The sequence below is a fragment of the Rhodococcus sp. NPDC058639 genome, assembly GCF_042717545.1.
GTDB lineage: Bacteria > Actinomycetota > Actinomycetes > Mycobacteriales > Mycobacteriaceae > Rhodococcus.
Genome location: NZ_JBHXRF010000007.1, coordinates 245,022 through 264,101, shown reverse-complemented (window position 1 = coordinate 264,101; position 19,080 = coordinate 245,022). Strand labels below are relative to the sequence as shown.

Sequence of the window (19,080 nt, the reverse complement as noted above, 5' to 3'; positions counted from 1 at the left end):
CTCGTTTATCCCGCAGCGCGGCCCTTCGGCACGTCGCGGAACGCGAGATTTGGATCGTGGCTGCGCTCGCGCGGCATGCCGAGCACCCGCTCACTGATCGCGTTGCGCGCCATCTCCGTGGTGCCGCCGGCGATGCACCACACCTGCCGCAGCAAATAATCGACTCCGCGCTCGGCAACTGCGCCGTCGTCCTCGTCCCACGCGGCGCCGTCCGCACCCGTGAACTCGTATCCGATGGTGACCAAACGGGATTCGACCACGCCGGACATCAACCGGGAGATACTCGCGGACTGGTCCGAGATCGTCCTCGTCGCCATCCCTTGCCCGACGCGCTTGTTCAGTGCCTGTTTGGCCAGTTCGAGCGCCCGGGCTTCGCCGAGAAGATCGCGTGCGACCGGATCGTCGAGCCGACCCGCGTCGCGGGCTACCGCGAACAATTCCGAGATACGGGATCCGCCGCGCACCGAACCCGCCGGAATCGTGGTGTACGGCGAGTTCTGGTACATCCGCTCGTGGAACATCCACCGCGTTCCCACGGTCCAGCCGTCGTCGACCTCGCCGATGCGATCACTGTCGGGCACACGCACATCCGTGAGGTACTCCTGGCAGAATTCGCTGGACCCGCTGAGCATTTCGATGCGGTGCACCTCGATGGACGGTTGCTTCAACGGCAGCATGAAGACGGTCAGGCCGCGGTTCTTGGGCACATCCCAGTTGGTGCGGACCAGGCACAGCGCCCAGTCCGACCACCATGCCCCGGTGGTCCAGATCTTCGACCCGTTGAGAATCCAGTCTTCGCCGTCTCGCACCGCAGTGGTCACCGCGCCCGCGACATCGGATCCCCCGCTCGGTTCGGACAGCATCTGCATCCACAGTTCCTCGCCCTTGAGTATGGCGGGGATGTGCCGTCGCTTCTGTTCTTCGGTACCGAACTCGAGGAGGACCGCAGTGCACGGCACGAAGGTGGGCACCTGTAGCCGCGACGGGTATTCGTAGCCCCGGAGTTCCTCGTTGAGTACCTGCTGGTACGGCCGTGTGAGCCCCTGTCCGCCGTATTCGCGGGGCACGCAGATTCCTGCGAGCCCGGCGTCGAAGAGTGCGCGCTGAAGGTCGCGCTCCCGTTGGACCGCGGCGAGTTCGTCCTCGTCGGAGGTTTCCTCGCGCAGCACCCCGATGTGGGACGCGAAGTCGGACCGTTGCAGATTCGCGCTGATCCATGTGCGGGCGCGGGCACGGAAATCGTCGAGCGATTCCACATCCCGGTCGGTCGCCGAACTCTCGACGGTCATCGGTTGGCCTCCTGGTATTCGACGATGTCGGCGATGCGGACGCGGTGCTCGGCGGGCGTCCCGTAGTTCGACCGGTTGGCGGCGCCGCGCCGCGCGAACAGATGCAGGTCGTGCTCGAACGTGATGCCGATGCCGCCGTGGATCTGCATGCAGTCCTGGAAGAGTTCTCCGCCGTAGTGACCGATGTACGCCTTTGCGGCGGAGACCAGTTCGGGGGCGTCGGCTGCCTGCGTCGCCACGGCGTGCGCAGCACTGTCGCTGATGCCGTGGCTGGCCTCGAGCCACATCTTCATGTCCGCGAACCGGTGCTTGAGTTCCTGGTAGGAGGCGAGCGGACGGCCGAACGAGTACCGGTCGAACGCCCATTCCACCGTGAGGTCGAACGCGGCCTGGAGAGCGCCGACGGATTCGGCGCAGCCCAGCACGGCGCCGATGCGCAGCGCACGTTCGATGTCGGCTGCGGCGCCGCCTGCGGCACCGACGAGCGCGGTGGCGGGTACGCGGACATCGGTGAACTCGACGGCGGCGTAGCGGCGGGTGATGTCGATGGATTTCAGGGGAACGACCCGCACACCGGGGGCCTCGCGCGGCACCAGCACGTGCGAGAGCCCGTCACCGGTACGGCCGGTCACGAGCAGGAAGTCGGCCGAGACCGCCGCCTCGACGGGACGCTTCGTTCCGCGCACGACGACCTCGTCGCCGTCCACAGTGATCTCGACGCCGCTGGAGGCGACTTTACTGCCCGCACGAGGTTCCTCGAAACACCATGCGGCGGTGGCAGTTCCTTCCACGAGAGAAGCGAGAACATCGCCGTGCGCCTCGGCGTGCCGGCTCAGGACGTCGGCGACGATGTTGGTGGGGACCAGCGGGCCCGGAGCCGCATGCGTACCGAACTCGTACGCGACCAAGGTCAGGTCGACCAGGCCGTATTCACCGATCGACCCACCGCCGGTGTCCTCCCCCGCGAGCAGGCTGGTCCAGCCGAGTTCGGCACCGCTTCGCCAGTATTCCGCGCCGAACCCCGCCGGGTCGTGGCGAAGGCGACGGATCTCGGCCACGGGCACCCGGTCGGTGAGGAACCGAGATGTGGTGTCCCGGAAGAACTCTTGATCCGGACTCGGATCCAGCAACATGCGCTCCCCTATCCACTTTCAGTTTACGTATATATAACTCTCAATACAGAGAACACTATTCTCTCGCAATGCGAAAGGTCCGGGGGGACATTCCTCGGGACGCCGAGCACGCAGGGTCCGGGCGGCGTCGGTGGGCCGGGCGCCCGGTATGGCACAGTCGTCGCTGTGCCCTTGATTCAGATCAGCCAGACTCCGGGTCTCACGCCGGAGCAGAAGCGCGCGGTAATTGCAGCAGTGACCTCGGCGTACGCCGAGGCAGCCGGAAAGAATCCGGACAAGGTGTGGGTGACGATCACCGAGGTTCCCGGCGAGAACTGGGGCGTGGGCGGCGTGCCGTTGAGCTGACGGAACCTTCCACATCCAGCGCTCCGAGCCTCCTTCCTCCACCGCCGAACCCGCTCGCGGTCGGAGCGGTCTCCTTCCTGCAACTATGCGGGTGGAATACAGGTCGGGGCCGGCGCGGTGGCGTAGCCCGCTGACGATGCCCGACCGGAGCGAGGGCAGGCGCCCCGAAGGTCGATGCACACCCGACGTTCGTCGTCGTTGCCGAAGGTGTGCCGGTCGCCTGCGAGGGAGGCGAGGGCGTAGACCCACGCCGAGCGGACTGCGGAATTGCGATCGGGCCGCCATCGAATCTGGGTCTACATTTATTCGAATGTATGTGCGAATATTGCGGGTATGGGGTCGTGCGAGCGTGCACCGAAAGCGTGCCCGGAAGGGGCACGTAACGGCACGCCTCGTGCGGGGCGCAGATTTCATTCCCCCGCGCACCGGCCCGGTGCTGTTCACGGTGCAGTGGCCGGCAATCGCCGTGCTGCGTGGGGCCGCCGGCATCAATATTTACGCAGTCGCCGCACCCTTCGATGCGCGCACCGCACATGCCGTCGCATATGGCGCCGGCGCGCAGCAGCCCTCGTGGCGGACCGTTCGTCGGGATGTCTACCCGGTAAACCCTCCGATTTCAGCCAGAGACGACGTCCAGCGGACCGTGGCCCTTGGCGTTTCCGGCCGAGTTCGCATCGCATTCACTCTTCGATCGAACCTCTAGGAGCCCTCGTGCCGAGCGAAAAACTTTCGACCGCATCAGGTGTGGGCGACAATTTCATCCGTGCGGGCGTCGACACCCTCCCGTGTCACGGCTGCGACCCCGATCTGTGGTTTGCCGAGGCCCCGTCAGACCTGGAACTGGCTAAATCCCTGTGCACCGGATGTCCCGTGCGTGCGCGCTGCCTCGCGGCAGCACTCGCCCGCCGAGAGCCATGGGGAGTGTGGGGTGGCGAAATCATCAACCAGGGTGCGATCGTCGCTCGCAAACGCCCCCGTGGACGACCCGCACGACGGCCCATCACCCAGCTGCGAAAAGAATTGGTGTGCGCCTGATTGTGCCGTGGTATTCGGCGCTGCCGTCGCTGGACGCACTCCTGGGTCCTGCACCTCATGACCGAGTCGGTGGCTGCTTCGGCAGATGTCCCGCCTCGTTCCTGCGCCCTTAACTGCGGGACATAGTTTATTCACGTACCGGGTATTCGCTCCTGTGCGCCTCGACCCGGACGATCGCCGCCGTCCCGACCGTGGGATCCAGATCCGCGACGTTGCTGAACACCTCCGTGATGTTCGGTGTGCCGGACCCGCGGACGGGCGCGACCGCACGGTTACCGGCATCAGCGACGATTCCCGAACGGTGCAACCCGGCGATCTGTATGTGGCTCTTCCCGGACACCGATTCCACGGCCTCGACTTCGATGCCGATGCTGCGGCCCGCGGCGCGGTCGCCGTGCTCAGCGACCGGTCTTCTCGAGTCCTGCCCACCTTGATCGTCGACCGGCCACGCGACCGGGTCGGCGGGCTGGCGTCCTGGATCTACGGCCATCCCTCACACGAACTGCATGTCCATGGCATCACCGGTACCAACGGCAAAACGAGCGCGACCTATCTCCTCGACGCCGCACTCGCTGCCACCGGGGTCGTCACAGGCTTGATCGGCGGTGTCGTCGTCCGGGGCCCCGAGAGCACTCGACCCGCCACACACACCACGCCGGAGGCCGCGGTGATCCATCGGACCCTCGCGCAGTTCCGGGACCAGGCCGCGCGAGCGGTGACGCTGGAAGTGTCGTCGCACGCCATCAGCCACGGCCGCGTCGACGGTGTGCGGTTCCGGACAGCCGCCTTCACCAATCTCGGACCCGACCATCTCGATTTCCACCACACGATGGAGCAGTATTTCGCCGCCAAGGCGGCACTGTTCACCTCCGACCGCGCGCAGGCCGCCGTGGTGAACATCGACGACGAGTACGGCAGACGGTTGGCCGCCGCAACGGACGTACCGGTGTGGACGCATTCGACGCTGGACCCGGGCGCCGATGTGTACGCAGACTCGATCCGGTGCGACGTTCACGGCAGCACCTTCACCGTGCACACTCCAACCGGGCACGCAGGAGTGCGACTGGCCCTTCTCGGCCCCCACCAGGTGGCCAATGCACTGACAGCGCTCACCTCGATTGCCGCAGCGGGCCGCGACGTCTTGCAGGCCGCTGCGGGCTTGGAAACCCTCGCCTGCGTGCCCGGCCGACTCGAGCGCGTCGATGCCGACCACGGCATCCTCGCCCTGGTCGATTTCATGCACAACACCTCCGGACAGCAGGAACTACTGCCGTTCCTGCGGTCACTGGCAGCCGAGCGGCGACTGATTCTCGTGATCAGCGCGACCGGAGAGCGCGATCCCGAAAAACGGTTCCCGATCGGCCACACCGCAGCGACCTACGCCGATGTCGTCGTCGTCACCGACGACAGTCCGTACAACGACGACCCTCGTCTCCTCAGAGAGGCGGTCGCCGAAGGTGCACATGCCGCGCAGAGCGCCCACGTTGTGGTCGAAGGCGACCGTCGCCGCGCTTTCGAGATCGCCGCCTCCTACGCCGGCCCCGGAGATGTTCTCGTCGCGGCCGGACGGGGCAGTGAGCGTCGTCTGGTCGCGGGCGACTCCGTGCGGTTGTTCGACGACCGGGACGAATTACAGCGCGCACTGCAGCGGATACAGCGCACTGTTCGGAGTGATCGAGCCGGTCGTGAGAGGCACGGCAACTGATCGGCTACACGGATGACCACTGTCGCCGACCTGATCAGAAACGGCAGCGACGGTTGCGTGCTCGCCGACAGGACCCCTGCCACAGGCCTCCCCGTGTATGTTCCGGATATGCCCGACGACGTCACCGGGATCAGCACACTCGCCGAAGCCCAACAGACGCTCATGTCTCAGCCGTTCAGTGTTCTGATCGGTGCACAGCTCGTCGTCTACACGAGGGGCCGCGCCGAACTGGAGATTCCGCTCAGACCGGACCTGTTGCAACAGTTCGGTTTCGCACACGGCGGGGTTCTGGCCTATGCGGCCGACAACGCACTCACCTTCGCCGCCGGTACGGTCCTCGGCCCGTCGATCGTGACGACGGGTATGACCCTCGATTACCTACGCCCAGCGAAAGGCCCGCTGTTGCGGGCGGTTGCTACCGTCGTCAACGGCGGCCGTACTCAGGCGCTGTGCCGGTGCGAGATCTACTCCGTCGACGACGACTCCGGCCAGAAGCTCTGTGCTGCCGCCCAGGGAGGGGCACGCGTCATCGACCTGACCCGGTAGCCGCCGTGAACGGGAGATTCGGTGGTTTCGGGACGACGAACGACGTGGTGCAGCACATGACGGCCGATTAGTCACTGGTTTCATTCGGGCCGACCGTAATTCGTGACGTGACGCCACCACGTTGGTTGGCTGCGTTCATGACAGACGAACCTCAGCGTGTGGATGCCGCGCGCGCCACGTTGCTCAACGAGGACTGGGCCGCAGTCGTCGCGGGCCTGATCCTCATCGCCGCCGTGTTGCTCGGCGTGATTCCCTCCGGGCTGGTCCCGTGACGACGCGAGATACCGACGGGCGGAACGCCGCCGTCGAGACCGAGAGCGCACCCCAGGCAGACGGTGCAACGAAGGTCGAGGCGGCACCCGCACGGCGTCCCTCCGCTCCTGCATGGGCCGCGGCGGGTGTAGCCGTCGTCATCGTGCTGGGTGCCCTCACACGATTCCTCGAGCAGAACGTCCCGGACTGGGCTGAGGGAGGCCCCTTCGAGCGGGTGGCGGGAGCGATCGAGTTCCCGGTCTACGCGATCGTGCTCGGCCTGCTCGGGAATCTGGTCCTGACCCGCACGGGCGTGCGCGACAAGCTTTCCGGTGGTTTCCGCACCGAGTTCTTCATCAAGACCGGCTTGGTCCTCCTGGGCGCATCCATCAACCTGACCGTGCTCGCGACGGCAGCCGGGCCGGCGATCCTGCAAGGTCTGCTGCTGATCACCGCCGTGTTCTCGTTCAGCTGGTGGTTCGGCGGGAAACTCGGACTGGACGAGAAGCTGCGGGCGCTGCTGTCCGCCGCAGTGTCGATCTGTGGGGTCAGTGCCGCGATCGCCGCGGCCGGGGCGGTGCAGGCCAAGCGGGAACAGCTCGCGTACGCCGCGTCGCTGGTGATCGTGTTCGCGTTGCCCTCGATCTTCCTGCTGCCCTGGCTCGCCGGTGTCTTCGGACTGTCCGATGTCGTCGCCGGCGCCTGGATCGGCGGCAACATCGACACCACCGCCGCCGTCGCGGCGTCCGGCGCGATCCTCGGCGACGACGCCCTGCAGATCGCCACGATCGTCAAGACGACCCAGAACGCCCTCATCGGTTTCGTGGCGGTGGGGTTGACGGCCTACTTCGCGCTGAAGGTGGAGCGTCGCCCCGGCTCGGCCCGCCCGAGCATCGGTGACTTCTGGGAGCGCTTCCCGAAATTCGTGCTCGGTTTCATCGCCGCGTCGGTGATCGGCACGCTGTGGGTGAAGTTCGTCGACGACGGCAAGGCCGACATCTCCACCATCAACGACCTGCGGACGTGGTTCCTGATCTTCGCGTTCGTCTCCATCGGCCTGGAGTTCTCCGCGAAGGGACTGCGCGACGCGGGATGGCGCCCGGTAATCGTGTTCGGATCGGCGACGGTGGTCAACATCGTCGTGGCGCTCGGTCTCGCGACCGTGCTGTTCGGCAACTTCGAGTTGCCCTCATAGACCCGAGCCCCGCCCCGCAATGCGGGGCGGGGCAATCGGAGCACCAGAATGTGCCGGACACTGCCGGTTGTCCGTGGCTCCGGAAGTCAGTGGGATTCTTCGTGCGGTGCAGCGCTGAGCAAGACGTCGGTGTCGAAGCACGTGTGGGTGCCGGTATGGCATGCCGCCCCGACCTGGTCCACGACGAGCAGCACGGTGTCGCCGTCGCAATCCAGCCGCACCTCGTGCACGTACTGCGTGTGTCCGGAGGTCTCCCCCTTCACCCAGTACTGCTGCCGTGACCTCGAGTAGTACGTGGCCTTGCGGGTCGCGAGGGTGCGGGCCAGCGCCTCGTCGTCCATCCAGGCCATCATGAGCACGTCGCCCGTCGACTTCTCCTGGACGACAGCGGCGAACAGGCCGTCATCGTTGCGCTTGAGCCGGGCGGCGATGTCCGGGTTGAGGATCTCGCTCATCGGACGATGATCCCTTCTGCTCGCATCGCGTCCTTGACCTGGCCGATGGTGAGCTCACGGAAGTGGAAGACACTCGCGGCGAGGACCGCGTCGGCACCGGCATGGACCGCAGGCGCGAAGTGTTCGACAGCTCCCGCCCCACCAGAGGCGATCACGGGCACGTCGACCGTCTCGCGCACCGACGCGATCATCTTGAGGTCGAATCCCGCCTTGGTGCCGTCCGCGTCCATCGAGTTGAGGAGAATCTCCCCGACTCCCAGTTCGGCGCCGCGGCGCGCCCACTCCACTGCATCGATGCCGGTACCGCGGCGACCTCCGTGGGTGGTCACCTCCCAGCCCGACGGTGTCGGCTGCTGATCGGCGGGGACGGTACGGGCGTCGACCGACAGCACGATGCACTGCGACCCGAAGCGTTCGGACATCTCCCTCAGCACCTCGGGACGCGCGATCGCCGCAGTGTTGACCGATACCTTGTCGGCACCGGCGCGCAGCAGGCGGTCGACGTCCTCGACGGTGCGCACGCCGCCACCCACCGTGAGGGGGATGAACACCTGCTCGGCGGTGCGTGTGACCACGTCGAGCATCGTGCCCCGGTCCCCGCTCGACGCGGTGACGTCGAGGAACGTCAGCTCGTCGGCGCCTTGAGCGTCGTAGAGCGCGGCGAGTTCGACGGGGTCACCGGCGTCGCGCAGATTCTCGAAATTGACACCCTTGACGACGCGTCCCGCGTCGACGTCGAGGCACGGGATGACCCGCACGGCCAGTGTCATGATCGATCTCCTTCGAAACGCGGATCCGTCGCGGATTGCACTATGTCCAGTATTTCACCGTGGATTCCGGGTGCGGCGGCGAGCACCGACCCCGAGCCGATGCGCCACGGCTGCCCGTGGAAGTCGGTGGCGATACCGCCTGCCGCGCGCACGAGTGCGACACCGGCGGCGTTGTCCCAGGGGTGATGGCCGAAAACCACGGCACCGCCCAGCGAGCCAGCAGCGGTGTATGCGAGGTCGACGCCGGTCGATCCGTGCATCCGCAGGCGCGAGACGCGCCGGCTCAACTCGGTGATCACCGCGAGGCGTTGCGTGCCCGGCACGCGCCCCCGGCTGTCGATGTCGAAACTGCCGACCCCGACCATCACGTCCTCGAGACGACGTGGCTTCAGCTTGTCGGCGATGTTCCCGTTGAACCACAGCGGGCCCTCGGCGACGGCGGAGAACCGCTGATCGGTCAGGGGCAGCCAGGTCAGCCCGATGACGGGAATCCCGTCCTGGACCAGAGCGAGCAGGATGCCCGCCATCGGCAGGCCTGCCGAATAGTTGACGGTGCCGTCGATCGGGTCGAGCAACCACACGGTGCCCTCGTCGGCCGCCGGCCCGCCGAACTCTTCACCGTGCACAGCAATTCCGGTGCGGTCGACGAGCTCACCCGAGATTCGCCGTTCGAGTTCGAGATCGAGCTCGGTCGCGAAATCGTTCGGTCCTTTGTCGACCGAGCGCGGAGCCCCGTGCCCGGCGACGAAACGCTCCGCCACCTCGTCGAGCACATCACCCGCTACCGAGCGCAGTCGGTCGAGATCGACGGATGCAGTCATCGGATCAGCGGGACACGGCGTCGAGCGCCTCAGTCAGTGTGAACCGTCCTGCGTAGAGCGCCTTGCCGATGATGGCGCCTTCGACGCCTTCATCGACGAGCGTGGCGATGGCACGCAGATCGTCGACAGTCGAGACACCGCCCGACGCGACAACAGGCGCGTCCGTGGCAGCGCACACCTCACGCAGCAGGTCCAGGTTCGGTCCGGTCAGGGTGCCATCCTTCGTCACATCGGTGACGACGTAGCGCGAGCAGCCGTCGCGGTTGAGGCGCTCGAGCACCTCCCACATGTCTCCACCGTCCGAGACCCAGCCGCGTCCGCGCAGCCGCCACTCGCCGTCGATCAGCTTGACGTCGAGGCCGACGGCGATCCGGTCGCCGTACTCACCGATAGCGCGGGCACACCACTCGGGGTTCTCGATGGCGGCGGTACCGAGATTGACGCGTGCGCACCCGGTGGCGAGCGCCGCGGCCAGCGTGGCGTCGTCGCGGATGCCGCCGGAGAGTTCGACCTTCACATCGAGTTCGCCCACCACACGAGCGAGTAGTTCACGGTTGTCACCACGGCCGAAGGCGGCGTCGAGGTCGACGAGATGCACCCATTCGGCTCCGGCGTTCTGCCACTCGAGGGCGGCGTCGCGGGGAGATCCGTAACCGGTTTCGCTGCCTGCCTCTCCTTGTACGAGGCGAACTGCTTCACCGTTGGCAACGTCGACTGCAGGCAAAAGGACCAGGCTCACTGTCCCTACATTAGTGCCTGCACGATGGGCGCCACCACGCGCCTTGGCCGGAGGCCACCCGCTGCGGTCACCGCAGTTTGATGGTGCCACCGTCGACCATCAAGGTCTGCCCTGTCATATAGGCGGCGTCCCTGCTCGCAAGGAAAACCGCCACCCCGCCGATGTCCGCCTCCGGGTCGCCGAAACGGCCCAGCGGTGTCTTGGCCAACAAGGCTTTCTCGATGCCGGGATTCGCCTGGATGTAAGCCTCGACGCCCTCCGTCAGGGCGAGCGGCGAGATGATGTTGACATTGATGTCGTCGGCGGCCCACTCGTTGGCGGCGACACGGCTGATCGCGCGGATCGCTTCTTTTGCCGCCGCGTACGACCCCTGTGTCACAAGACCGTCGATACCGGCTCCGGAAGCGAAGTTGATCACCGATCCGCGCTGCGCGGCGAGGTGCGGATGTGCCGCCTTCATCAGCCAGAACGTGGGATAGAAGCCCGTTCCGAAGGACAGGTCGAGCATCTCCTGGGTGGTCTCGAGCAGCGGCGCCTGCCGGGAGGCGTGTGCGTTGTTGACGAGAACGTCGAGTTGGCCGAACGCGTCCACCGCAGCCGCCACGATCGCTGCGGCGTTCTCCTCGACGGAAATGTCCGCCTTCATGAACTTGCCCGCGCCGCCGAGTTCCTCCTCGAGCGCCCGTCCGGCGTTGTCGTCGATATCGACGAACAACACGCGGGCACCTTCCTTGGTGAACGCCCGGACGATCCCTCGCCCGATTCCGCCTGCACCACCGGTCACCACGGCAACCTTGTCCGTCAGTCTCATGCGGTACTCCTCTGCATCGAGTCGATCACGTGCCGTCGTCGATCGCGTGCTGCCACGGCAGGCTCCTACCCTTCCGACCCTACGCATCGACCGCCGCGCGCTGCTGCTTTCCGAGCCTGCCGCCCGGTGGGTCCTGCGGGGCAGGTGTCAGCGTTGTTCGAGCCGGTCCTGCGACGGCCGTTGTGGACAGTCGATGGCGATATCGACTGTGGCCGAGTCAGACCGTTCAGAGTCCGGCAGGGGCTGTGTGAAGTTGGGGCGTCAATCAGCCAACCAGACTCCAATGCCACGGGGGGATCGCTTGGCCGGTTGAGCTTCCTGCGGCCACCACGCTCCCCCACCCCACTCCAGGGTCTACAACCACGGGCAGGATGGATTCTGTGCCAAGCTTCCACCTTCCGGCCGCACCCCGACGACCTCTTCGCCCGTCTGCGGACTAACGGGACGGTTCGGTTTGTGACTACCGCCGGATGAGTCCTGCGACCGATCTGACCGCAGGCGCCCAGCTATGCCGGCCACTTCGAGTCTTGCACCGTTCTTGCGCAAACGGGCGAGGCCCCCGGAACTAAGGATTCCGTGGGCCTCGCTTGTTGGCGGCTCAGAGCCAGTCAGGACTCGGGGTGGGCAGTTCGACGCCGCACGTGTTGCGCCCGATCCCGACTCCGGTACCGGACACCTTGCGCATCTGCTTCGGGTGTATTCCGGCGTCGAGCGCCTGCTCGATCAGATCGAGGAGTCGCGTGTTGCACAGGGGATGCTGGGCGGCTTCGGCGCGGGCAGCGTCGATGGCGCACCGTGCGCTCGGTCCTTGAGTCGACGTAGGCGAAGAACCCAGCCGCCGTCAGCGTGGCCACTCGCTCGGGACCTTGGAGCATCCGTGCGACTGCCGCCATTGTTTCGGACGCGACTGCCGTGTCGATCACTGCGAGACCCAGAGCGGCGTCGCGGGCTTGGGTGTCGGTGGTCAGGAGGAGACCGACTCGTGCTGCAAGTGCGGCTGTCGGCTCCTGGCGCTTGCCCACAATGTCGGCCAGCTCGCTGAGGACGCTGGGAGCGAAGTTCTCGCCCATTGCTTTCCGGGTTGCGCGTGCGCCGTGCTCGTCGGTGCTGCGTGCGTCTGTGCGACGGTAGCGGTCGGTGATCTCGTCGCGGTTTTTCGCCATGGTCTTGCCGGTGAGGACAGTTGCGGCGGCGAATTCGGCCGCGGTCGGATCGACCACCGTTCCGATCTCGAACGTACGCATGTCGGTCCAGGTTTCACCACCCTCGATGCCCGGGGTGTAGTAGATGTCCTCCACCTTGACACCGAATCCGAGCAGCATCGCCCCGCGGATGTTGAGGAGATGCGTTATGCGGCTGACGATTTCGTAGATCGATTACATCACGAACCGATTCGCGAGTTCTACAGGCGCTCTCGTGGCAAGAGGCTGCCTGTGGACCCGGTCGAGACGTTCCGGCGCACCGTGACGAGCCGGCTCAACGCCGCCCACCTACTGCTGTTCACCATCGGGCAGGTCGAGACTGAGCCGCCGGGTCGGGTCGACGCTGGTTCCTGGACCGCCCGGCTCACGCCGGTAGGAACTCCACCCCGGATGCAGTCTGTTATCGACCGTTACCTGAAATTGCATCTGGAGGCGAAGCTCGGGCGTGAGCAGTCCGTCCGCCACTTCCGCGATGCATTGCGCCGTCTGGTGTTGTGGCTGCGACAGGCGCACCCGGAGGTCGAGAGCTTCGATCAGCTCACCCGTGAGCATGCGGAGGAGTTCCTGCGGTGGCTCGGTGAGCAGACCAGCCAGCAGACCGAATTTCCCCTGGCTGTGAGCACCCGGCGCTCGATCGTGACCATTCTGTCCCGGTTCGTCAGCGAGACCGCATCGTGGGGTTGGGAGGACGTTCCTGGGCGGGTGCTTTTTGCCCGAGGCGACATTCCAAAGATCGCCAAGACCGTGCCGCGGTTCATCCCCGACCACGAGCTTGCCGCTCTCATGAGCGCGATCGAGCAACTGCCCGACCCGTATCAGCGGGCCGCGTTGATCGTGGCCCGCTGGTCAGGCGCTCGACGTGACGAGATCCGCCGACTTGCGCTCGACTGCCTCGATACCTATCCGGACGGGCACCCTCGACTGCGCATCCCCGTCGGGAAGGGCTACACCGAACGCTCGATTCCGCTGCACCCCGACGCAGCTTCCGCACTTCAACCGCTGATCGAAGTGGCTCGCGCGCGTGGCGCACGTGGAAGATACGACGTCAGTGCCGGACGCGCTGTCGAGTACGTTTTTACGCAACGAGGCAAATTGTTGTCCCAGGGATTTCTGTTCGACCTCTCGCTCAAAGCCGCCTGCACCACTGCGGGACTGATCGACTCGCAGGGCCGGCCCACCGTGAGCGCGCACCGATTTCGGCACACCATCGGCACCCAACTCGCCGAGGGCGGAGCCCGGCTGCAGACGATCATGGCCGTGCTCGGGCATCGCACGCCGCACATGTCGCTGATCTACGCGTCCTTATCGGACCCGACTGTCAAACAGCAGTACCAAGACGCCCTCGGTCGGCATCTCGGCGGAGTCGCGTTGGCGGGACCAGCCGCCCAGGCACTGCGCGAGCACCAACTCGATCCCGAGGCAGTGTCCTGGCTGCAGACAAACTTTCTCGAGACCGAACTCGAACTCGGGCATTGCCTGCGCCTCCCACAGGAGGGACCGTGCGAATGCGATCTTGTCCTGACCTGCTCGAAGTTCTTGACTACCAGTGATTACGCACCCCGGCCCAGATCGAGGCTGGTCACCGAACATGCACTGATCGTCGATGCCGTCGAACGAGGGTGGGACCGGGAGGTCGAACGGCACCAACGCACCGTCGACCGAATCACAGGACTTCTGGCCGACCTGGGTGAAGACCCGGAACCGAACGGCACATCTTCCCTACGGTGCGGACGCCCCGACTGACTGCCTGCGAGGCAGTACCAAGTGTGTTTGCCGTATCCAGCAGTCGACTGCGCACGCCGTTGAACGTCCGACCTGCGGACACCTCGATCTATCTATCAGCTCGGGTAGCTGACGTTTTTGCGACGGCGGGGATCTTTGATCGGATCTGCTGCGATGATCATTAGGGTGATCCAGGCCAGAATCGAGAGCGTGCCGACGATGATCCCTACGGCGGGCGGGGTCCCCCACAGGAGCTGTCTGTCCTGGATCGCTCCGAAGATCCCTCTCAGCAGAAATATTCCTCCGCCGACTGTGAGTATTACGCTGGCGACGTAGAGTGGCCAGCCGACTGATTTCTTGTGGCCGCGCGCGAGCTGTTTCGCGAACTCTCTTGGTGTTCCGAAGACATCTGCCGGTTCATCCCCGCCTTCGGCGACGTGGCTTTCAACTTGAGCTACCGAATCGCCGATGACCTTGCCTGCAACCCCGTTCTCTCTCAGCTCCTTGACGAGTTCGGCAGTGTATTTTTCAACTGGTTCGTGTGTCCTTCGGGGTTGATGATTGACGTGACTCGGCCGCTGAAAGACAGCCACTGTTGGCGCTCTAATGAGAGGCGGGCAAGCCCTTCGTCGGTCATCCTGTAGAACTTCCGACCGGGACCGCCATCTCCTTGACGCCACTCGGCGGTAAGGGCACCGCTATCTACAAGGCGATTGAGGATTGGGTAGAGGGTGCCGCCCTTGATCGTGCCGAGTCCGGCCTCGGCTAAGCGGGCGCCGAGAACATATCCATAAGTTTCGCCCTCGGCGGCGATGGCTAATACCGCGAGTTCGATCACGCCACGCAGCCACCCTGAAGGCCAATTTCCTTGATTCACAACTAGAATGTGACACATGCTAGTCAGTGTCACAACTTAGTGATTCATTGCTGGGCACGCTTACGAGTCCCAGGCTCGGAAGAGTCGATGGACGAAGCCATTGAGCACGGATTACCTTGAGGGGCAGGATTGCCCTGTTCCATGGCCGAGAATCTTCTTTCGGTATCTCATCGGAGCACTGCTTCAAGTTCGACCTTGGCCTCAACGGGTCAGCGCATCGTTCGCGACCAATCGCGTAGCAACTGGGCAACAAAGGGGTGGTCATTCATCTTGACTTCCAGATCTTGCCCACATAATCGAACGCAATCTCATCCATGAACGCACTTCTGCCGGCGTCACCGCTGCCCGCGCCAGAGGCCGGATCGGCGGCGCCCACTTCTGAAAACGACAGAAGCGGTCTCGAATTTCAGCTCCCGCCTGATGTCTCATTAACCTTTTAGCTTTTGAAACGCCAAAGAGGCCGTCGTTCCTGATCGCGGAGCAATGATCAGAACCTGTGGATCCCAGGAGGGCGTACCTTCCCGGAAGATGATCTACGAAGTCACAAGAATCTGATCAAGACCAGCATTGGCGCGCTGGCGGGAAGGCACGCCCGTGCTCACGCTAGTACACGAAGGTCAGGGCCCGAATGAGACCGGCACCACCGCCGGTGCGGGCCGGTCGCTGCTCGACGAAATCGTCCGCGACGGCGCCCGGCAGATGCTCGCCGCAGCCCTGCAGGCCGAGGTCGCCGACTATATCGCCCGCCATGCCGGTGAGGTCGACGACAACGGCCACCGGTTGGTGGTGCGCAACGGCTACCATCCCGAACGCGACGTGATGACCGCCGCCGGTGCGGTGCCGGTGAAGGCGCCGCGGGTCAACGACAAGCGGGTCGATCCGGATACTGGTGAGCGCAAGAAGTTTGCCTCATCGACCCTGCCGGCCTGGGCCCGCAAGTCCACCCAGGTATCTGAGGCGCTGCCGCTGCTGTACCTGCACGGCCTGTCGACCAGCGACTTCGGACCTGCGCTCGAGCAGTTCCTCGGCAGCGGCGCCGGCCTGTCGCCCGCCTCGATCACCCGCCTGACCGCGCAATGGCAGGACGAAGCGAAAGCCTTCGCCCAGCGGGTTCTCTCAGAGGTCGACTACGTGTACCTATGGGTCGACGGAATTCATGTGAAAGTGCGCCTCGAGCAGGAGAAACTGCGCCTGCTGGTCATGCTTGGTGTGCGTGCTGACGGCCGTAAGGACTCGTCGCGCTCACCGACGGCTACCGAGAGTCCACCGAATCCTGGGCCGATCTGCTGCGAGACTGCCGCCGGAGGGGAATGCGGGCCCCGGTGCTCGCGGTCGGCGACGGCGCGCTCGGGTTCTGGAAGGCATTGCGGGAGGTGTTCCCCGAGACCCGCGAGCAACGTTGTTGGTTCCACAAACAGTCCAACGTTCTTGCCGCACTACCGAAATCGGCGCATCCTGGTGCATTGGCAGCGATGAAGGAGATCATCGGGGCTGAGGACATCGACAAGGCGCAGGTGGCGATCGCGGCGTTCGAACGTGACTACGAGGCGAAGTATCCGAAGGCGGTCAAGAAGATCACCGACGACGCCGATGTACTGCTCGAATACTTCCGGTATCCGGCCGAACATCGGGTGCACCTACGCACGACGAATCCCATCGAATCTACTTTCGCGACAGTGCGCTTACGGACCAAGGTCACCAAAGGCCCGGGTCCGAGGGCGGCAGGGATGGCGATGGCCTACAAGCTGATCGAGGCGGCCCAGTCGCGGTGGCGGGCGGTCAATGCGCCGCAGCTGGTTGCGCTGGTGCGGGCTGGTGCGTTGTTCCACAAGGGCAAGCTCCTTGAACGGCCGGTCAACATCGTCCCGGAACCGTCACCCGATCTTTCGGTGTCCGAGACCGCCTGACGTGGTCCACGATGACAGAACCTGACGTCATCCTTTCTCCCGAAAGGTGCCCAAATGGTACTGAAGCCCATTCCGATCTTGACACTCTCCTTCGTGCTCATCGCATGTATGTCTTGCGGGGCGACGACCAACCCGCAAAAATATGCCGCAGATTCGGCCCCTTCGAACTGTTCGCGCACAGAAGGGTGGTCAGGCCAGATAGCTGTTGGGCAAGGAGGGAACCCGCCTGGTCCAGCACTAGCGCCTCCGGACGAATCGGGAGTGACATCAGAATCAACACCGCCGACGCCAGCGGAACTCGAGAACGTGTCAATCTCGCCCATGGGTGAGTCCGCCCCCGGAGTGGAACGTATCATTTACCAGTTCGCTGGTGATGGTCAGCTTGGATGGTCGGTACGATTCGTCGACGTTCCGCTCCGTTATGCTGATACTCAGCGCGTACCGATTGCGGGAAGGTGTGTACTCCAAGTCGATTTCACCGGCTTTCCATGGGGAGAAGGCGAACCCCACTACCCCCCACGAGTCACGGCGGCGGAGGCAAGTCAAGTCGTCGAGGTACTGACATTTCCGCCGCGTGAAGGGGTGACGCAGTCGTTCACGGGACTACGGTCGCAGGACGCCCAGGTGGCTGTCGATCAGGATTCCGGTCGCGCACAGCTCTCAATCATCCTCAGCTCGTAGAGACCGTCTCAGTACCATAACGACCTCCCGGTTTGTTTCTAGGCCGTCGGAACCAAGGGTAATGATTCGTGATGAAGTCGGTAATCAGTACGTCAAGGGGAGGAACTATGTCGAAAGTGAAAAGGACTTTGTCGGCGCTGGCAGCCACCGCCGCAACAGTCGGATTGGGGCTGGCGGCACCGGGCGTGGCAGATGCGGCAAGTTGCTCCAGTGGGAGGGTGTTTTTTCAGCGGAACGAATTACACGGGTAGCCAGACGAAGCTGGACTGGACGTCCGCTTCCGACAAGCAGTTCCGTGACAAGGTCGCAGCTGCCATTGACGAAGGGCAACTTGAGGCCCTCATCGATTGCACAGCGGAGTGGGAAGACCGCTACAACAACATGGATTTCTGACACTCCGCACCTCCGACCGGCCAATCGGCGAATCCGTCCCATCACCGGGCCCCATCTCCCGCCGACTAATACAAGCTAAAGCAGCAATTCTCATCTATGCTTGTATCAGCAGGCAGAGGGGTGAACCAGAATGAAAGCGACAGCACCAGTTCTCACCGACGCGGTCGAGCTGTTGCGCCGAGCCGGCATCCGCATCGCGTCGGGCTCACTGCACGAGCTGGACCTGACGCTTCCCGACGGCCGGGCGGTGTCCACGACCGTGCATGTGCGGCGGCGTCCCCCCACCCCACACACGCTGACCGCCCTCTTCAACACTCCCACCCCGGCTCGTCGCCCGCTGATCGTCACACCACACGCCACCGCACACCTGCGAAGTCTCGCCTCCGCCGGCGAAGTCGACGTGATCGCACCCGACGAGGATCTGCTCGTATTCGGTGGCATCCGCTACCCGGCGACACCCGAAGCCGCACCCCGGCCCGCGTCGAGCGTGACCCCGGTCCGAGGCCGCAAACCGTGGACCCGCTGGGCGATCGAGCGGTTGCTTCTGTTGACCGACCAGCCGATGCCGCAACGCGAACTGGCAGCGGCGTTGGACGTCACCCAGCAGGCGGTGTCGTTGGCACTGCGACAGTGCCGTCACATACGCCGGACCCCGGCGGGCTGGGTCGCCGACTCCCGCGAGGCACTGCTCGAGGACTATCTGGCCGACTATCCCGGCCCGGGCGGTGCGACGACATACTGGTACGGCGTCGACCCGGTGCTCGCCCAAGCGGCCACCGCGGTGGAGTTCTGCACCGACCGGGATGTCACCGTGCTCCTCAGCGGCGATGCGGCAGCCGACGTGTACGCACCGTGGCGTCTACCGGCCCAGGCCGTGCTCTATGTCCCGGAGTTCGTCGACGTGGCCACAGCCGGATTCGGTCCCGCCACCGCAGAGGAACACACCCTGGCGGTCACGGTACCGGCAGATCCGACACTGTGGCGCACCGCCGCCGCAGCGGGCGAACCGGCACTGCTGGCCGATCCGCTGATCGCCGTGCACGATGTGCTCCACAGTTCCGGTGCCGACGCACACGAGGCCGCCGAGCACCTGCTCGCCGCGATCAAGAAGGGCGCACTGTGACCGAGGTCGAAGTCCTGGCCGCATCGAACGCGGCCGATCGCGGGCTGCGCTCGCGGCGGCGGCCCACGGCAGCAACTAT

General features: G+C 65.1%; 18 protein-coding genes and 1 pseudogene. 9 read left to right on the top strand and 10 right to left on the bottom strand.

Annotated features, from left to right (window positions below; all coding sequences use genetic code 11):
* Positions 1 to 5: 5 nt before the first annotated feature.
* Together ACFWU2_RS15955 and ACFWU2_RS15950 are read right to left on the bottom strand one after the other, a co-directional pair.
* Entirely contained in the window at positions 6 to 1,289 is a 1,284-nt protein-coding gene (locus ACFWU2_RS15955; RefSeq protein WP_378607851.1) for an acyl-CoA dehydrogenase family protein, read from the bottom strand.
* Positions 1,286 to 2,422 (bottom strand): acyl-CoA dehydrogenase family protein, encoded by a 1,137-nt coding sequence (locus tag ACFWU2_RS15950; RefSeq protein ID WP_378607849.1) that lies wholly within the window; start codon positions 2,420 to 2,422, stop codon positions 1,286 to 1,288. The genes ACFWU2_RS15955 and ACFWU2_RS15950 overlap by 4 nt, the downstream gene beginning before the upstream one ends.
* Positions 2,423 to 2,587: 165 nt before the next feature.
* Between ACFWU2_RS15950 and ACFWU2_RS15945 the strand changes: the two genes are divergently transcribed.
* The 6 genes from ACFWU2_RS15945 to ACFWU2_RS15920 all read left to right on the top strand — a co-directional run bounded on the left by ACFWU2_RS15945 (position 2,588) and on the right by ACFWU2_RS15920 (position 7,500).
* A complete protein-coding gene (locus ACFWU2_RS15945; RefSeq protein WP_378607847.1) occupies positions 2,588 to 2,767 on the top strand; it encodes a 4-oxalocrotonate tautomerase family protein in 180 nt (59 codons plus the stop codon).
* Between the two features lie 744 nt (positions 2,768 to 3,511).
* Positions 3,512 to 3,802 carry a WhiB family transcriptional regulator gene (locus ACFWU2_RS15940; protein ID WP_378608061.1) on the top strand — a complete coding sequence of 97 codons (291 nt, stop codon included), beginning with the start codon at positions 3,512 to 3,514 and terminating at the stop codon, positions 3,800 to 3,802.
* 301 nt (positions 3,803 to 4,103) lie between these two features.
* The gene (locus ACFWU2_RS15935; protein ID WP_378607845.1) at positions 4,104 to 5,507 is read left to right on the top strand and encodes a Mur ligase family protein; all 1,404 of its coding nucleotides are present in this window, start codon (positions 4,104 to 4,106) and stop codon (positions 5,505 to 5,507) included.
* 108 nt (positions 5,508 to 5,615) lie between these two features.
* Positions 5,616 to 6,053 (top strand): PaaI family thioesterase, encoded by a 438-nt coding sequence (locus ACFWU2_RS15930; protein ID WP_378608059.1) that lies wholly within the window; start codon positions 5,616 to 5,618, stop codon positions 6,051 to 6,053.
* Positions 6,054 to 6,190: 137 nt separating this feature from the next.
* Positions 6,191 to 6,325: a hypothetical protein gene (locus tag ACFWU2_RS15925; RefSeq protein WP_277350445.1), complete on the top strand. Its 135-nt coding sequence runs from the start codon at positions 6,191 to 6,193 to the stop codon at positions 6,323 to 6,325.
* Entirely contained in the window at positions 6,322 to 7,500 is a 1,179-nt protein-coding gene (locus ACFWU2_RS15920; RefSeq protein ID WP_378607842.1) for a YeiH family protein, read from the top strand. Before ACFWU2_RS15925 ends, ACFWU2_RS15920 begins: the two co-directional genes overlap by 4 nt.
* An 86-nt stretch (positions 7,501 to 7,586) precedes the next feature.
* On the opposite strand, the gene hisI is transcribed toward ACFWU2_RS15920, so the two are convergent.
* The 6 genes from hisI to ACFWU2_RS15890 form a co-directional block, all read right to left on the bottom strand.
* Complete coding sequence (hisI, locus tag ACFWU2_RS15915) at positions 7,587 to 7,955, bottom strand: phosphoribosyl-AMP cyclohydrolase (protein WP_378607840.1); 369 nt, start codon at positions 7,953 to 7,955, stop codon at positions 7,587 to 7,589.
* Positions 7,952 to 8,725, bottom strand: a complete 774-nt coding sequence (hisF, locus tag ACFWU2_RS15910) for an imidazole glycerol phosphate synthase subunit HisF (RefSeq protein WP_169620075.1) — start codon at positions 8,723 to 8,725, stop codon at positions 7,952 to 7,954. Before hisF ends, hisI begins: the two co-directional genes overlap by 4 nt.
* Positions 8,722 to 9,546, bottom strand: a complete 825-nt coding sequence (locus ACFWU2_RS15905) for an inositol monophosphatase family protein (RefSeq protein WP_378607838.1) — start codon at positions 9,544 to 9,546, stop codon at positions 8,722 to 8,724. Before ACFWU2_RS15905 ends, hisF begins: the two co-directional genes overlap by 4 nt.
* Positions 9,547 to 9,550: 4 nt before the next feature.
* Positions 9,551 to 10,285 (bottom strand): bifunctional 1-(5-phosphoribosyl)-5-((5-phosphoribosylamino)methylideneamino)imidazole-4-carboxamide isomerase/phosphoribosylanthranilate isomerase PriA, encoded by a 735-nt coding sequence (gene priA, locus ACFWU2_RS15900; protein ID WP_378607835.1) that lies wholly within the window; start codon positions 10,283 to 10,285, stop codon positions 9,551 to 9,553.
* A gap of 67 nt (positions 10,286 to 10,352) precedes the next feature.
* Entirely contained in the window at positions 10,353 to 11,096 is a 744-nt protein-coding gene (locus ACFWU2_RS15895) for an SDR family NAD(P)-dependent oxidoreductase (protein ID WP_378607833.1), read from the bottom strand.
* A 608-nt stretch (positions 11,097 to 11,704) separates the two neighbouring features.
* Positions 11,705 to 12,418: a DUF4192 family protein gene (locus ACFWU2_RS15890; protein WP_378607831.1), complete on the bottom strand. Its 714-nt coding sequence runs from the start codon at positions 12,416 to 12,418 to the stop codon at positions 11,705 to 11,707.
* A gap of 111 nt (positions 12,419 to 12,529) precedes the next feature.
* Here ACFWU2_RS15890 and ACFWU2_RS15885 point away from each other — a divergent pair, with 111 nt between their 5' ends.
* Positions 12,530 to 14,041 carry a tyrosine-type recombinase/integrase gene (locus ACFWU2_RS15885; protein ID WP_378607829.1) on the top strand — a complete coding sequence of 504 codons (1,512 nt, stop codon included), beginning with the start codon at positions 12,530 to 12,532 and terminating at the stop codon, positions 14,039 to 14,041.
* Positions 14,042 to 14,136: 95 nt separating this feature from the next.
* Here ACFWU2_RS15885 and ACFWU2_RS15880 read toward each other — a convergent pair whose 3' ends face one another.
* Positions 14,137 to 14,613 (bottom strand): hypothetical protein, encoded by a 477-nt coding sequence (locus ACFWU2_RS15880; protein WP_378607827.1) that lies wholly within the window; start codon positions 14,611 to 14,613, stop codon positions 14,137 to 14,139.
* Positions 14,517 to 14,915, bottom strand: a complete 399-nt coding sequence (locus ACFWU2_RS15875) for a PadR family transcriptional regulator (RefSeq protein ID WP_378607825.1) — start codon at positions 14,913 to 14,915, stop codon at positions 14,517 to 14,519. Before ACFWU2_RS15875 ends, ACFWU2_RS15880 begins: the two co-directional genes overlap by 97 nt.
* A 681-nt stretch (positions 14,916 to 15,596) precedes the next feature.
* Between ACFWU2_RS15875 and ACFWU2_RS15870 the strand changes: the two are divergent.
* A pseudogene (locus tag ACFWU2_RS15870) lies at positions 15,597 to 16,804 on the top strand (IS256 family transposase).
* Between the two features lie 1,204 nt (positions 16,805 to 18,008).
* Complete coding sequence (locus tag ACFWU2_RS15865) at positions 18,009 to 19,001, top strand: hypothetical protein (RefSeq protein WP_378607823.1); 993 nt, start codon at positions 18,009 to 18,011, stop codon at positions 18,999 to 19,001.
* The last annotated feature ends 79 nt before the right edge of the window (positions 19,002 to 19,080 follow it).